13 protein-coding genes are annotated in these 13,373 nt (G+C 58.2%); 9 read left to right on the forward strand and 4 right to left on the reverse strand.

The window, feature by feature from the left end:
* Positions 1–32: 32 nt before the first annotated feature.
* A complete protein-coding gene (locus tag KGB25_RS17675) occupies positions 33–1,208 on the reverse strand; it encodes an aspartate aminotransferase family protein (protein ID WP_223436054.1) in 1,176 nt (391 codons plus the stop codon).
* 102 nt (positions 1,209–1,310) lie between these two features.
* On the opposite strand from KGB25_RS17675, the gene KGB25_RS17680 reads away from it, so the two are divergent.
* The 4 genes from KGB25_RS17680 to KGB25_RS17695 all read left to right on the forward strand — a co-directional run bounded on the left by KGB25_RS17680 (position 1,311) and on the right by KGB25_RS17695 (position 4,782).
* The gene (locus tag KGB25_RS17680; protein WP_008025440.1) at positions 1,311–2,216 is read left to right on the forward strand and encodes a LysR family transcriptional regulator; all 906 of its coding nucleotides are present in this window, start codon (positions 1,311–1,313) and stop codon (positions 2,214–2,216) included.
* Between the two features lie 65 nt (positions 2,217–2,281).
* Positions 2,282–3,295, forward strand: a complete 1,014-nt coding sequence (locus KGB25_RS17685) for a sensor domain-containing diguanylate cyclase (protein ID WP_008036628.1) — start codon at positions 2,282–2,284, stop codon at positions 3,293–3,295.
* Positions 3,296–3,373: 78 nt separating this feature from the next.
* Positions 3,374–4,084, forward strand: coding sequence for a phospholipase D family protein (locus KGB25_RS17690; protein WP_223436056.1), 711 nt, complete (start codon positions 3,374–3,376; stop codon positions 4,082–4,084).
* Between the two features lie 305 nt (positions 4,085–4,389).
* Positions 4,390–4,782 (forward strand): GNAT family N-acetyltransferase, encoded by a 393-nt coding sequence (locus KGB25_RS17695; RefSeq protein WP_008025435.1) that lies wholly within the window; start codon positions 4,390–4,392, stop codon positions 4,780–4,782.
* A gap of 12 nt (positions 4,783–4,794) precedes the next feature.
* Here KGB25_RS17695 and msrA read toward each other — a convergent pair whose 3' ends face one another.
* Genes msrA through msrB form a run of 3 tightly spaced genes read right to left on the reverse strand, consistent with a single transcriptional unit; the run spans position 4,795 to position 7,862 of the window.
* Complete coding sequence (gene msrA, locus KGB25_RS17700; protein ID WP_223436058.1) at positions 4,795–5,502, reverse strand: peptide-methionine (S)-S-oxide reductase MsrA; 708 nt, start codon at positions 5,500–5,502, stop codon at positions 4,795–4,797.
* Positions 5,503–5,533: 31 nt separating this feature from the next.
* Positions 5,534–7,309, reverse strand: a complete 1,776-nt coding sequence (locus KGB25_RS17705; RefSeq protein WP_223436060.1) for a cytochrome c biogenesis protein DipZ — start codon at positions 7,307–7,309, stop codon at positions 5,534–5,536.
* Positions 7,310–7,343: 34 nt separating this feature from the next.
* A complete protein-coding gene (gene msrB / locus KGB25_RS17710) occupies positions 7,344–7,862 on the reverse strand; it encodes a peptide-methionine (R)-S-oxide reductase MsrB (RefSeq protein ID WP_207285713.1) in 519 nt (172 codons plus the stop codon).
* 150 nt (positions 7,863–8,012) lie between these two features.
* Between msrB and KGB25_RS17715 the strand changes: the two genes are divergently transcribed.
* The 5 genes from KGB25_RS17715 (at position 8,013) to KGB25_RS17735 (ending at position 13,313) form a co-directional block, all read left to right on the forward strand.
* Complete coding sequence (locus KGB25_RS17715; protein WP_008025429.1) at positions 8,013–8,729, forward strand: response regulator transcription factor; 717 nt, start codon at positions 8,013–8,015, stop codon at positions 8,727–8,729.
* Complete coding sequence (locus KGB25_RS17720; protein ID WP_223436062.1) at positions 8,726–10,243, forward strand: sensor histidine kinase; 1,518 nt, start codon at positions 8,726–8,728, stop codon at positions 10,241–10,243. The genes KGB25_RS17715 and KGB25_RS17720 overlap by 4 nt, the downstream gene beginning before the upstream one ends.
* A 52-nt stretch (positions 10,244–10,295) precedes the next feature.
* Complete coding sequence (locus tag KGB25_RS17725) at positions 10,296–10,796, forward strand: hypothetical protein (RefSeq protein ID WP_223436064.1); 501 nt, start codon at positions 10,296–10,298, stop codon at positions 10,794–10,796.
* A gap of 160 nt (positions 10,797–10,956) precedes the next feature.
* Positions 10,957–11,661, forward strand: a complete 705-nt coding sequence (locus KGB25_RS17730) for a hypothetical protein (RefSeq protein ID WP_223436066.1) — start codon at positions 10,957–10,959, stop codon at positions 11,659–11,661.
* 221 nt (positions 11,662–11,882) lie between these two features.
* On the forward strand, positions 11,883–13,313 hold the full coding sequence (locus tag KGB25_RS17735) for a PLP-dependent aminotransferase family protein (protein WP_223436068.1): 1,431 nt from the start codon (positions 11,883–11,885) through the stop codon (positions 13,311–13,313).
* The last annotated feature ends 60 nt before the right edge of the window (positions 13,314–13,373 follow it).

Raw genomic sequence — 13,373 nt, forward strand, 5'->3', positions numbered from 1 at the left:
CTCCTACAAAAAGCGGTCAGCATTAAAGTAGCTCAGACCGTTTTCACCGCCCGACCAACCCCTCTGACAATCATCTCCACCTCGCGCTCATCAATCGTCAGCGGTGGCAGCAGGCGGATGGTCTTGCCCCGTGTCACGTTGATCAGCAAGGCGTGATCCCGGGCGGCGATCAGGGTCAGGTCGCGGATCGGTTGCTTGAGTTCGATGCCGATCATCAAACCCTGGCCGCGAATCGCCAGCACGTTCGGGTCATCGGCCAACTCGGTGCGCAATCTGGCGAGCAAGCGTTCGCCCTGTATTTTGGCGTTTGCCAGCAGGCCCTGTTCTTCGATGATGTCCAGCACGGTGCAACCCACGCGGCAGGCCAAAGGATTACCGCCGAACGTGCTGCCGTGGCTGCCGGGGGTGAAGAGGTCGGCGGCTTTGCCCCGGGCCAGGCAGGCGCCGATGGGGACGCCGTTACCGAGGCCTTTGGCCAACGTCATGACGTCCGGAACGATGCCTTCGTGCTGGAACGCAAACCACTGGCCGGTGCGACCGATGCCGGTCTGGATTTCATCGAGCATCATCAGCCAGCCACGCCGATTGCACAGGTCGCGCACGGCCTTGAGGTAACCGGGCGGGGCCAGTTGCACACCGCTTTCACCCTGGATCGGCTCCATCAGGATTGCCACGATTCTTGCGCCGTGGGCCTGCTGGACCTTGTCCAGCGCCTTGAGGTCGCCGAACGGCACTTTGACGAAATCACCCGGCAGTTCATTGAACCCCAGGCGCACGGCCGGGCCATCGCTGGCGGACAGGGTGCCGAGCGTCCGGCCATGGAACGCGTTTTCCATGACGACCACCAAGGGCTGTTCGATGCCTTTGTGCCAGCCATGCAGCCGCGCCAGTTTCAGCGCAGTCTCGTTGGCTTCGGCACCGGAGTTATTGAAGAACGCCCGCTCCATGTCCCCCAGCCGCGTCAGTTTCTGCGCCAGCCGCTGTTGCCAGTCGATGCTGTAGAGGTTGGAGGTGTGCAGCAGCAGGCCGGCCTGTTCGCTGATCGCCGAGACGATTCTGGGATGCGAATGCCCAACATTGGTCACCGCCACGCCCGCCACCGCGTCCAGGTATTCACGACCGGCCTGATCCCACAGGCGCGTGCCCAGGCCTTTACTGAAACTCAGTGCCAGCGGTTGGTAAGTACTCATCAGGCAGGCGGCGGTCATGACATCAAACTCCATCAATGGTCGGTGTTTTTGCAGTATGGTTAGCCACCTGAGCTGGATAAACGCTGCAATACTTCAATCATTTTAAAGTCGGGCTTGATAATGGATTTGTTCCAGGCAATGACCGTGTACGTAAGGGTGGTGGAATCCGGCAGCATGACCGCCGCCGCTTTTCAGTGCGAAATGTCCACCACCATGGTGGGCAATCACCTGCGGGCACTGGAGCAGCGTCTGGGTGTGCGTTTGCTCAACCGTACGACCCGGCGCCAGCGGTTGACGGAATTTGGCACCGCGTACTATCAACGCTGCCTGGAAGTGCTGGGACTGGTGGCCGAATCCGAACGCCTCGCCGAGCAGGCCCTCGACGAGCCGAGCGGCACCCTGCGCATTACCGCACCGTTAACCTTCGGCACGGAAAAACTGGCACCGGCGCTCAGCGAATTCGCCCTGCTGTGCCCGCGCGTCAAACTGGACGTTGTCCTCACCAACCGCCGCCCGGACCTGCTTGAAAACGGCATCGACGTAGCGTTTCGCCTGGGCAACATGGAACAGACCAACCTGATTGCCCGTCCACTGGTGGACTACACCCTGACCATGTGCGCATCGCCGATCTACCTGGCGCGTCGCGGCAACCCGGAAAAACCTGATGACCTGCGACACCACGACTGCCTGTCCTTCGCCTACCCGGCCGGTGATGACTGGCAATCGGTGGAAAAGGAATGGCGTCTGAGCGGGGCCGAAGGCGAGGTAGCGGTGGCGGTCAGTGGACCGATGCTGATCAACAGCTCCGCCGGTTTGCATCAGGCGGCACGCACCGGCATGGGCATCGTGCTGTTACCCGACGCCTTGGTAGAACAAGACCTCAAAGACGGAACACTGGTGGCCTTGATGCCGAATTACCCGCCGCCGAGCCGGCCAATGAGCCTGATGTACGCTCAGGATCGCTACCGCTTGCCGAAATTACGCCGTTTCGTCGACTTCGCCATGGCGATGTGGGGCAAGCACTAGGCGGTTGAATGCACCATCGACTAATCTCCTCGACTGGCGGGTCGCTTTGGTCAGGGAGAGCAGTGATGGATGGGGCCTCGGATATTGAAGCGTTGAAGTTCAATCTGTCGGATTTGAACGAAGACATGCTGCACACCATCCTGGAACTGGTCAGTGATGGCATCTGGGACTGGAACGCCAATACCGGGTTCGTTTACCGCAACCGCGGCTGGTACGAAATGCTCGGCTATGCGCCTCATTCCCTCAACAACACGGTATTCACCTGGGAATCGGTGATGCATCCCGAGGATTACCCACGGGTCATGGCCCTGTTTGACGCCTACCTGAGCCAACAGGCTCCCGGCTATCAGGCCGAGTATCGCTGCCGCATGCAGGATGGTAGCTATACTTGGGTCGAAGACCGCGGCTACGTGCTCGCCCGCAACGCCGACGGTTCGGTGGCGCGCATGGTCGGTGCGCACCGCAGCATCGAAGACAAGAAGCGCTTGTTCGAAGAACTTGAACGAAAGAACAAATCCCTCGAAGCCATCGTCGAAGAACGCACCCGCGAGTTATCCCGGGTCAACCAGCAACTGCAGATTCAGCTCGAAGAAAACCGCAAACTGGCGGAAACCGACGCACTGACCACAATCGCCAATCGCCATCGCCTGAGCAAGGACCTTCCTCAGGCATGTGATCGCGCCCAGCGCTTCCGACAGCCGCTGTCGCTGATTGCCATGGACATCGACGACTTCAAGAACATCAACGATCACTACGGTCATGCCTTGGGGGATGCCGCGCTGGTGCAGGTTGTCCAGAGCGTGAAACATTGCGTACGCGACGGCGACTTGCTGGCGCGCTGGGGCGGTGACGAGTTCATCATCATTCTTCCCGATACCCCGTTGGCCGACGCCAGAAACCTCGCGGAGACAATCCGCCATAGCGTCGCCAGTTTGCTGCCAGTGGGAGACTTTCAAGTCACCATGAGTTTTGGCGTCGTACAACGCTTTGAAGAAGAACAACAGACCGGGCTGCTGGCCAGGGCTGATCAAGCGTTGTATCGGTCGAAAGTGGCGGGCAAGAATGTGATTTCAGGGTGAAGGTATTGGTTAATCCATGATCACCTCAAGATGTAGTGACAACCTCAGCAAGTCAAAAAATGGAGCAATAGCATTGTTATGGAAATTCTGAACAACGAAAACAATCTAAATGCTTATTTAGAAAAAATTCACAACAAACAAATAACAATAGTTAGTGCCTTTGCAAGCAAAACAGAAAACCTGATTGACACAATGCTAAAAAATGAAAACTCCATTGAGCTTATTATCGGAACAATCAACTCATTCTCCTCCCCCGATTTCATTGAACACTGCAGAGACATCAAAAATAACAAGCTTAACTTTTCTGTAGACTTTGGTTATCAGGCAAGCACCCATTGGAAGGTGTACTTGATAGCCCCGAAGACCGTCATTATTGGAAGTGCCAATTTTACAAGCACCGGAATCAGTCTATTTCGCGACACTTGTGTAGTTATTACCAGCAAGGAGCTTCACAACAACTACAAAAAAGAAATTGCAACAATCAAAAAATCACCCGCCGTTATTTATTCTCGTACGGACACCTTCAACAGGCATTTAAACCTTTACAGAGCGAATCACGACAAGATGCAAAAGGCCTTAGCCAGAGGCATGCAATACGCCGACGGTCCTGATTGGCTAAAGGATGAGTCTAACCAGTCACTGCCAATTTTTATATGGGACACCTATCACACCGAGAAGACAAAAGAGCGCGCACAGAAAGTACTAAAGGAAAACACTTCAACCATTGAGCATAAGGGCATTCGTGACTTTTTCTGTTATGACGCTTCAAGCGGATGCCCCTACAATTAGGGCGACATCGTTATCTGCACCAGCAACAAAGGTCACTACCTTGACTTTTACAGTTTTGACCGAATCATAAAAAGCGGCAAGACATATTACATCTACTCATTAAAACAAGGAAAACGCTTTCGCCCCTTCCCGATAAAACATAGAAAAAGCCAAATTAAAATCCACCTTTCAGACTGGTACGAGCAAGGTATTACTAAGCTGAACAGAGACAACATATCCAGCTTTATGTGTGACGACTAGACTTTAGTTATTTCCATCGTCATGTGCGCCAGACAAGGCATCACCCAACGACCATGAGAGACACCATGTACATCTGTGACTTGAAACCCGCAGCGGTTGAATCTGTTCGCCTTTTTCTCGCAAAGAACGGATGGGCCCATCGCACAGGTTCGTCTGATCATTTTGCTCTGCTGATCGCTAACTCCCAACGCACAGCCATTGCGGTGAAGGATTCCAGGATCATTGGGTTCGCCCGAGGCATTACCGATGGACTGTCCAACGGTTATCTGTCGATGGTTGTCGTATGTGAGCACCATCGACTCAAAGGTGTCGGGCGTGCTCTGGTTGAGCATGTCATGGGTGACAACAACGAGATCACCTGGGTTTTACGAGCGGGTCGCGAAGGTGCTTCGGATTTCTTTTCGGGCCTGGGGTTTGAAACGTCGACCATCGCGATGGAGCGTCCGCGTCGTAAGTAACCAAGCCGCCAGTTACATCCCCGCCTTCACCAACACTGGTTTCTCTTGATACCGCTCCGGAAACAACTTCTTCAACTGCGCCACTTTCGGTAGATCGTTGATAACGATGTACGGATAGGTGGGGTGTTCTGTCAGAAAGTCCTGATGTTCCTCTTCTGCCGGGTAGAAACCGTTATAGGTTTCGAGCTTGGTGACGATCGGTTTGTTGAACGATTTCGCAGCGTCGAGCTGGGCAATGTAGGCCTGGGCAACACGTTGCTGCTCGCTGTTTTCCGGAAAAATCGCCGAGCGATACTGCGTGCCGTGGTCAGGTCCCTGACGATTGAGTTCGGTCGGGTTGTGAGCCACCGAGAAGTAGATCTGCAACAAGGTGCCGTAGCTGACCTGAGTGGGGTCGAAGGTCACCTCGACCGATTCCGCGTGACCGGTATTTCCGCCGCTGACCCGCTCGTATTGAGCGGTGTCGGCCGCCCCGCCCGCGTAACCGGAGACGGCTTTCTTCACGCCTTTGACATGCTGAAACACACCTTGGACACCCCAGAAACAACCGCCGGCGAACACGGCGGTTTCGCTGTGGGCCTGGGTGATTTCGTCGAGGGTGGGTGCGGGGATGATGACCGCGTCTTCGGCGGAACCGAAAGCGAACGCAGAGCATTGGCCGATGACGCCAGCGGCGGCCAGTCCCAACAGGGTGCGACGCAAGTTGAACAGGGTTTTCATGAGGCGGACTCCTGAATCAGTGAGGTGGCGATCAACCGAACGTAAAGGCATATGCCGAGACACCCGGATCGAGAAATTCGATGCTGAACGTCCGATCCGTTACTGCGCCGGACTGGCGCACCAGTTGATACAAACGTTGTTCGGTGACGCTACCGCTGCCATCGGGCGCCACGTCCGTACCGTGGGCATCGCCGGGGGCTTTTCCGTCAATCAGCACTTTGAAACGCACCGGCCTGCCGTCTGCACCGGGGCCCAGTACCAGATGCAAATCACGTGCGTGGAAGCGGTAGACAATGCGACTGTCGGGCGCGCTTGAAGTGGCCCGCTCCGGACCGACAGTCCACTGACCACCCAGGCTCCAGTCATTCAGGGCCAGTTGCGGCGGAGGGTTGTAGGTCGTCAACTTGTCGGGAACCAGACTGGTTTCGGGGACGAAATGCTCCGAGCGCTGGTAGCCGACATAGGTTTCCGGCGACTGCACTTCGTTCATGTCCGGCGCGAGTTGAACACCCTCGGCATTGGCATTGATCAACCCGTCATCCACCTTGGCGGCACCCGCTTCACGCAGCAATTGCTGGATCACCCGCTCCGACTCGGCGTACTCGCCTTCGCCAAAGTGGTGATAACGAATGCGCCCCTGGGCGTCGGCAAAATAGTGGGCCGGCCAATACTCATTGTTGAAAGCTCGCCAGATCTTGAATTCGTTGTCGATGGCCACCGGGTAGTTGATACCCAGGTCCTTCATGGCTTTGGTGACGTTGCCTACGTTGCGCTCGAAGGCGAATTCGGGTGCATGGACGCCGATCACCACCAACCCCTGATCGCGGTATTTTTCAGCCCAGGCTTTTACATAGGGCAAGCTGCGCAGGCAGTTGATGCAGGAATAAGTCCAGAAATCCACCAGCACTACCTTGCCCTTCAACGCCTGGGCATCGAGTGGTGGCGAGTTGAGCCATTGCACGGCGCCATCCAGCGATGGAAGCTTGCCTTCGATGGGCAGTGTGCCCGGCGCTTTGTCAGCCACGCTCATCGCACCATCAGCAGCCGGGGTTCTCGCCATCATCGCCCCGCTGCCGTTCGGTGTCTTACCGGCCAAACGGCCCACCAGCGCCTGCTCGATACCACCGGTAGATGCCGTGGAAAACCGCGCCAGAATCCCGGTATCAAGCCCCAACGCAATCGCCGCCACACCGGCCAGCATGGCCGCGCCCAAACCTCGACGGACCCACTCGCCAGCACCGATGGAACGCTTCATTGCGGCGAAAACCTTACCGCCCAGCAGCAGCGCAACCGCGAGGGAAGTGGCGGCACCAGCGGCGTAGGCCAGCAGCAACAGGGTGGTGGCGATGCTTGCCCCTTGCAGCGCGGCGCCGGTTAACAACAGGCCCAGAATTGGCCCGGCACACGGCGCCCAGAGCAGCCCCGTGGCAACACCGATCAAAAACGAAGCACCGGGACGCGGCCGGGCATCGGCGCCCGCCGCCTCCGACAACCGACTGCCAGCCGCCACCAACGGGCGCGTCAGACGTTCGGCCAACTGCGGCAGCAACAGCGTCAGCCCGAACAGGGCGACAAACACCAGCGCGAGCCAGCGTCCATACTGATTGAGTTGCACCACCCAACCGCCGCCCACTGCCGCCAATGAAGCGACCAGCGCGAAGGTCAGCGCCATGCCCGCCAGCAGCGGCAGGCTGCTCTTCATGAACGGCTGCCCGGTGCGAGCGAAGACAAACGGCAACACCGGCAGAATGCACGGGCTGACGATCGTCAGCACACCACCGAGATAAGCGAGGATCAGAAGCCACATAGCGTCGACCTGCAGGAAATGAGAGAAAAAGGAATCAAGCCGCCTGTGGCTTGAAGGTCATCGCCAGACCGTTCATGCAGTAGCGCAGACCGGTAGGTTTGGGCCCATCGTCGAAGACATGGCCCAGATGACCGCCGCAACGCCGGCAGTGAACCTCTTCGCGCACCACACCAAAGGACCGGTCCTGACGGGTCGCCACTGCCTTGTCCAGCGGTGCCCAGAAACTCGGCCAGCCGGTGTGGCTGTCGAACTTGGTGGCAGAGGAAAACAGCGGCAGATCGCAACCGGCACAGGCAAAGGTTCCATCACGATGCTCATTGTTCAGCGCACTGCTGTAAGCCCGTTCAGTGCCCTCTTCCCGCAGGATTTCGTACTGCTCGTCACTGAGCAGGGCACGCCATTCGCTGTCAGTGTGCGTCACCTCGAAAACCTCCGCCGCGCTGGCCTCGCTGACCAGCGCAGAGCTGGCAGCAAATTTTGGCAATACACCGATCGCCAGGGCTGCAACCCCCAGCCCGCCGCTCGCTACAAGAAATTGTCGCCGTGAAAACATGGCCGTCTCCAAAATCCAAAGTGCCTTTCATGGAACACAGCCTAGGCTTGGGTTGATCGCCAAATCCTCACGGGAAGTTAAACAATTCGTGATAACTCTGGCCCCGGAAAACCCGCACAATGCGCTCATTGCGCCGAAGGATTGAGCTTGATGGAACCGACCAAACGCGTCCTCGTGGTCGAGGACGACCTGCATATCGCCGACCTTATCTGCCTGCATCTTCGTGATGAGCAGTTCGAGGTGGTGCACTGCGCCGATGGCGATGAAGGCATGCGAATGCTGCAGCAAGGAAGCTGGGATGCACTGATCCTCGACCTGATGCTGCCGGGCGTCGATGGCCTGGAAATCTGCCGGCGCGCCCGCGCCATGGCACGCTACACACCGATCATCATCACCAGCGCGCGCTCAAGTGAAGTGCACCGGATTCTGGGGCTGGAACTCGGTGCCGACGATTACCTGGCCAAACCCTTTTCCATGCTTGAGCTGGTCGCTCGGGTCAAAGCGCTGTTGCGGCGGGTCGACGCCATGGCCCGCAACCTGAAAATGGACGCCGGCAGCCTGATCACGGACGGGCTCGCCATCGATCCGATCACCCGCGACGTGTCCCTTGACGGTCGCCGCCTCGATCTCACGCCACGGGAGTTCGACCTGTTGTATTTCTTCGCCCGCCAGCCCGGCAAGGTGTTCTCGCGCATGGACCTGCTCAATGCGGTGTGGGGTTACAGCCATGAAGGCTACGAGCACACGGTCAATACCCACATCAACCGCCTGCGCGCGAAAATCGAGGCCGACCCGGCACAACCGGTGCGCATCCTCACGGTGTGGGGCCGTGGCTACAAATTCGCGGCCAGGGAGGAACAGCCATGAGGCTGACCCTCACCCAGCGGCTGTCGCTGGTGTTCGCCGTGCTGTTGTTGGTGTGCTGCGGCACCTCGGCATGGATGCAGGTGCGTTCCAACCAGATGCATGAACAGGAAGTGGTGCAAGGGCTGTCGCGGGATCTGGCCCAGCACATCGCTCGTGACACCGTGCTGATGGACACCCAGGGCCTGATGCCCAATGCCGTGCGTGACCTGTTCAGCAAACTGATGCTGGTCAATCCCAGTGTCGAGGTCTATCTGCTCGACACCGAAGGCAAGATTGTCGGCAGCGCCGCGCCCGAGGGCCGGATTCATCGGGAGCGGATCGACCTCGCGCCGATCCAGCGCATGCTCAAAGGCGAAGCCCTGCCGATTCTCGGTGACGACCCGCGCAGTGCCGATGCGCGCAAGGTGTTCAGCGCCGCGCCGCTGAAAGTTGACGGCAAGCCGGCCGGTTATCTCTACGTGGTGCTGCTCGGTGAGGACCACGATCGCCTGGCTGAACGCGGCGCCACCAGTGCGGCACTCAATACCGCCTTGTTATCGATAGGGTTAGTCGCGCTGCTGTGCCTGATTGCCGGTCTCACCGCGTTTGCACTGATTACCCGACCTTTGCGCCGACTGACCGAAACCGTCAGCCAGTTCGACATCGATGGCGTCCCGGCCACGCCTCCTGAATCAGCACCGGTGGAAAAAACCGCCAGCCACGATGAAATTGCCATTCTCGACGCCACCTTCCGACAAATGCAGGCGCGCCTCAGTGAACAATGGCGTTCGTTGACCCGCCAGGATCAGGAACGCCGCGAACTGGTGGCGAACATTTCCCACGACTTGCGCACGCCGCTGGCCTCCCTGCACGGTTATCTGGAAACCCTGTCGCTCAAGGACGCCACGTTGTCCCCCGCGGACCGCCGCCGCTACCTCGGCATCGCCCTGGATCAAAGCCGCAAAGTCGGCGGTCTGGCGCAATCGCTGCTGGAGCTGGTGCGCCTGGAACATGGTTTTGTGCAACCGGTGCTGGAGCGCTTCTCCCTGACCGACCTGGTGCAGGACATCTTCCAGAAATTCGAACTGACCGCCGAGGCGCGTCAGGTCGAACTGAAAGCCAACTTTGCCCCCAACGTTGCAGCCGCCTGCGCCGATCTGGGGCTGATTGAACGGGTGCTCACCAATCTGTTCGACAACGCTCTGCGCCACACCGCCCAAGGTGGGGAAGTCGAACTGAGCCTGCGCCCTCAAGGGTCTTTCGTCGAAGTCACCGTCAGCGACACTGGGCCCGGCATCGCGCCAGAACTGCGCGAAGGGTTGTTCCTGCGCCCGTTCAACATTGGCGGGGCACGGCGCGATGGCGGACTCGGGCTGCGAATCGTGCATCGGATCCTGCAACTGCACGGTCGCGATATCCAGCTGATCGATGTGCCCGGCCGCGGTGCAACGTTCCGCTTCACATTGCCGGTTGATCAGCAAACCGCAGAGCAATGGGCGGTGCGGTCGATGAATCTGAATTCACCGGGGAAATAGTCGCCGCAACCGCTATGATCCCGACTTCACTTTTCGGCAAGGACGCTGCTCGATGCTCAACACCCTGGAAAATACCCCGCTGTGGGTTTATGCAGTATTTCTGCTGCTCTGTTACTACGGCATCAAAGCCCTGTCCCCGACCCGTGAAAGCAAATTTTCGCTGCTGATCACACCGCCGATTTTGTTGGGCTGGTCGCTGTATTCGTTGAATCTGACACCCGACTTCTCACTCTCAATCAGTTGCTGGCTGGCTGCGGTGATCGTGGGCAGCGTCGTCGCACTGGTGATTTTTTCGCGCAAGGGTGTCGAGCTGGATCAAGCGCAAACCGGATTGATCGTGCCGGGCACAGCAAAAACCCTGGTGCTTTACCTGCTGTTTTTCGCTGTTAACTATTACTTTGGCTACCAGGCCGAGGTTGATCCGCAGCACTCGGCCACGCTGCCGATGGTGTTGCTCAAGGCCTGTGCATCGGGCTTTTCGAGCGGTTTGTTCTGCGGACGCTCATTCCGGTTTTATCAAACGTTCCGCTCCCTGAAGCCCGTCATCCTGTAGGAGCCGGCTTGCTGGCTCCTACAAGGTGGTGTTATCCAGTTCTTTTGCCCGCTCGCCTGTTCACCCGTGACAACGCCGCGCAGGTCCAATAGATTAGGCGGCCTGAAAAAGCCCTGTGCTTTTTCGCCCCAATTCAAGTTAAAGAAGTAGTGAAATTTCAATGTCCGATTCCAATACCGCTGAATCCGTAGTCACCTTGTCGTCCAAAGCGGAATACGAAAACTCCATCAATCTTTCACAGCACGTGCCCCAGGCCAAGACCATCGCCGAGATGGTGCTGGACGCTTTCCAGTCCACCCGGGAAAGCGACCAGATCCGCGAGCTGCGCGCCGCGATTCGCCAGGCCCACGACCGCTTCGACGACGATAAAGCCTATGAATTGATGGGCGAACTCAAGCAACTCAAGGACGCCGAGGCAGCCGATATCGCGGCCCTTGAAGACCTGAGCAGCAAGTTCTCGATCAGCCGGATCCTTTCCAGCTTCAAGGACGATCCTGCGTTTCAGGAGATCGTCTACGGTCTGGCCCTGAAAGTACTGAACCAGACGCATCAGGCCATCAGCAACCCAACCAGTAGCAAGAGCAAAACGGCCCGCGCCAAGAAAGATGTCGAAGTGTTCACCATCAGCAAGGACGGCATCAGCGTCACGCTGCCGCTGCGCACTCCGCGTTCGCGACTCAACGTTGACCGTGAGGCCCTGGAGTTCCTCGGCTTTACCTTTGTCGGCGAAGGCGATGAAGCAGAGCTGGAAAGCGAATCGTTCCTGGACAGTAGCGGAACCGAACACGCCGTTAACCGCAAAAACATCATCACCGCGCTTCAGCAGCAAACCGCGTTCGATGGCTACAGCATCGCCGCGCAGTAACACTTCCCGCTCAGCAGCGCCTCACGCGCCACTGACCTAAAAGCCCCGCCCTAGAGCGGGGCTTTTTATTGCCCGCGATTCCGGCAAAAGCGCGATTACTCTCTGTGTATCGACGCCAGAAAAAAACTTCCCTTAACCCTTGAGCACCACGGGTCCGCCTGCGGGGAACGTCAACTTTCTTTCCAGCCCAAGACCTCAGTGGTGCGATTGCTGAGGTCATCATGCACCCGACCCCCTTGTACCGTCAGTTAGCCAACCACTACCTCGACGCGATCCGCAGCGGCACCTTGAAAACCGGGGAACGCTTCCCCTCCATTCGGCTGATGATGGAAAAACACGCCGTCAGCCTGTCGACCGCGGTGCAGGTGTGCCGGGAGCTTGAGGACTATGGCGTCCTGGAAGCCCGTCCGCGTTCCGGCAACTACATTCGCCAGCCGGACACCTTGCCCAAACCGGCCGTGACCACAACGCCTGCGCCCCTTGATACCGAGGTCTATCTCGGCATTCACGAGCAAGTGTCATCGGTGCTAAAGGCCAGCCAACGCGCGACGGTCAAGGTCAATTTCGCCAGCGCCTACTGCGCGCCGGAACTCTATCCGTTGAAGATTCTGCAAGACCATATGAGCAAGGCATTGCGTCAGGATCAGAAACTGCTGGGTGCGACAGGCCCGACCTGCGGCAACATCGAGTTGCGCAACATCCTTGCCCGACGAGCGTTGACGGCAAAGGCCAACCTGAGCGCCGAGAAAATGGTGATCACCAACGGCGCGACCGAAGCGATCAACCTGGCCTTGCGTGCGGTGACCCACCCCGGCGACACCGTGGCCGTGGAATCCCCGACCTTTTACGGCCTGCTGCAAATTCTCGAAAGTTTGAACTTGCGAGTGCTCGAAGTCCCGGCAACGGCCCATTCGGGCATCAATCTGTTTGCGCTCGAACAGCTGTTGCAAGGCCCCGACCGGATTCGGGCGCTGATCGTCATTCCCAATCTGCAGAATCCGCTCGGCAGTATCATGCCCGACACCCACAAGGCGCGGCTGGTGCAATTGTGTGCCGAGCACGGCACCGTGCTGATCGAAGACGATACCTACGGCGACCTGGTGGACACCGAGCAGCCGTTATCCACGCTCAAACACTGGGACCGCACCGACAACGTCATCTACTGCGCGTCGCTGAACAAAACGCTGGCGCCGGGCATACGCCTGGGCTGGATCAGCGCCGGGCAGTGGCACGACCGCGTGGAAATGCTCAAGCACACGCAGTCCCGAGGTTGTGAGGCGTTGTCGCAACTGGCGGTCAGTGCGTTCATGAAGACGCCGTCCTACGAACGTTACCTGCGCCGCTTGAGGAAAACGCTGACACAGCAGCGCCAGCAGATGAGTGCGGCGATCACTCGCTATTTTCCACCGGGCACCCGCATCACCCATCCACGGGGCGGTACGTTGTTGTGGGTGGAACTGCCGGCTGAACAGGCGTCCATGGCGTTTTTTCATGCGGCGTTGAAGGTGGGCATCCAGATTTTGCCTGGGGATATCTTTTCCAATGCCCAGCGCTTCAGTCACTTCGTGCGGATCGGTTGTGGGGCGCCGTATTCGCCGAAGATTGATGAGGCGCTGGCGACCCTCGGCCAGCTCCTCAAAAACCAAAGCTGACACATAACTTGTAGGAGCGAGGCTTGCCCGCGAAGAACGATAATGCGGTCATTCAGGAGA

This window comes from Pseudomonas sp. BF-RE-21 (assembly GCF_019947305.1).
Taxonomy (GTDB): domain Bacteria; phylum Pseudomonadota; class Gammaproteobacteria; order Pseudomonadales; family Pseudomonadaceae; genus Aquipseudomonas; species Aquipseudomonas migulae.

Coding starts and splice junctions, on each gene's coding strand:
- KGB25_RS17675 (WP_223436054.1), bottom strand. CDS start 1,208: ATGACCGCCGCCTGCCTGATGAGTACTTACCAACCGCTGGCACTGAGT.
- KGB25_RS17680 (WP_008025440.1), top strand. CDS start 1,311: ATGGATTTGTTCCAGGCAATGACCGTGTACGTAAGGGTGGTGGAATCC.
- KGB25_RS17685 (WP_008036628.1), top strand. CDS start 2,282: ATGGATGGGGCCTCGGATATTGAAGCGTTGAAGTTCAATCTGTCGGAT.
- KGB25_RS17690 (WP_223436056.1), top strand. CDS start 3,374: ATGGAAATTCTGAACAACGAAAACAATCTAAATGCTTATTTAGAAAAA.
- KGB25_RS17695 (WP_008025435.1), top strand. CDS start 4,390: ATGTACATCTGTGACTTGAAACCCGCAGCGGTTGAATCTGTTCGCCTT.
- msrA (WP_223436058.1), bottom strand. CDS start 5,502: ATGAAAACCCTGTTCAACTTGCGTCGCACCCTGTTGGGACTGGCCGCC.
- KGB25_RS17705 (WP_223436060.1), bottom strand. CDS start 7,309: ATGTGGCTTCTGATCCTCGCTTATCTCGGTGGTGTGCTGACGATCGTC.
- msrB (WP_207285713.1), bottom strand. CDS start 7,862: ATGTTTTCACGGCGACAATTTCTTGTAGCGAGCGGCGGGCTGGGGGTT.
- KGB25_RS17715 (WP_008025429.1), top strand. CDS start 8,013: ATGGAACCGACCAAACGCGTCCTCGTGGTCGAGGACGACCTGCATATC.
- KGB25_RS17720 (WP_223436062.1), top strand. CDS start 8,726: ATGAGGCTGACCCTCACCCAGCGGCTGTCGCTGGTGTTCGCCGTGCTG.
- KGB25_RS17725 (WP_223436064.1), top strand. CDS start 10,296: ATGCTCAACACCCTGGAAAATACCCCGCTGTGGGTTTATGCAGTATTT.
- KGB25_RS17730 (WP_223436066.1), top strand. CDS start 10,957: ATGTCCGATTCCAATACCGCTGAATCCGTAGTCACCTTGTCGTCCAAA.
- KGB25_RS17735 (WP_223436068.1), top strand. CDS start 11,883: ATGCACCCGACCCCCTTGTACCGTCAGTTAGCCAACCACTACCTCGAC.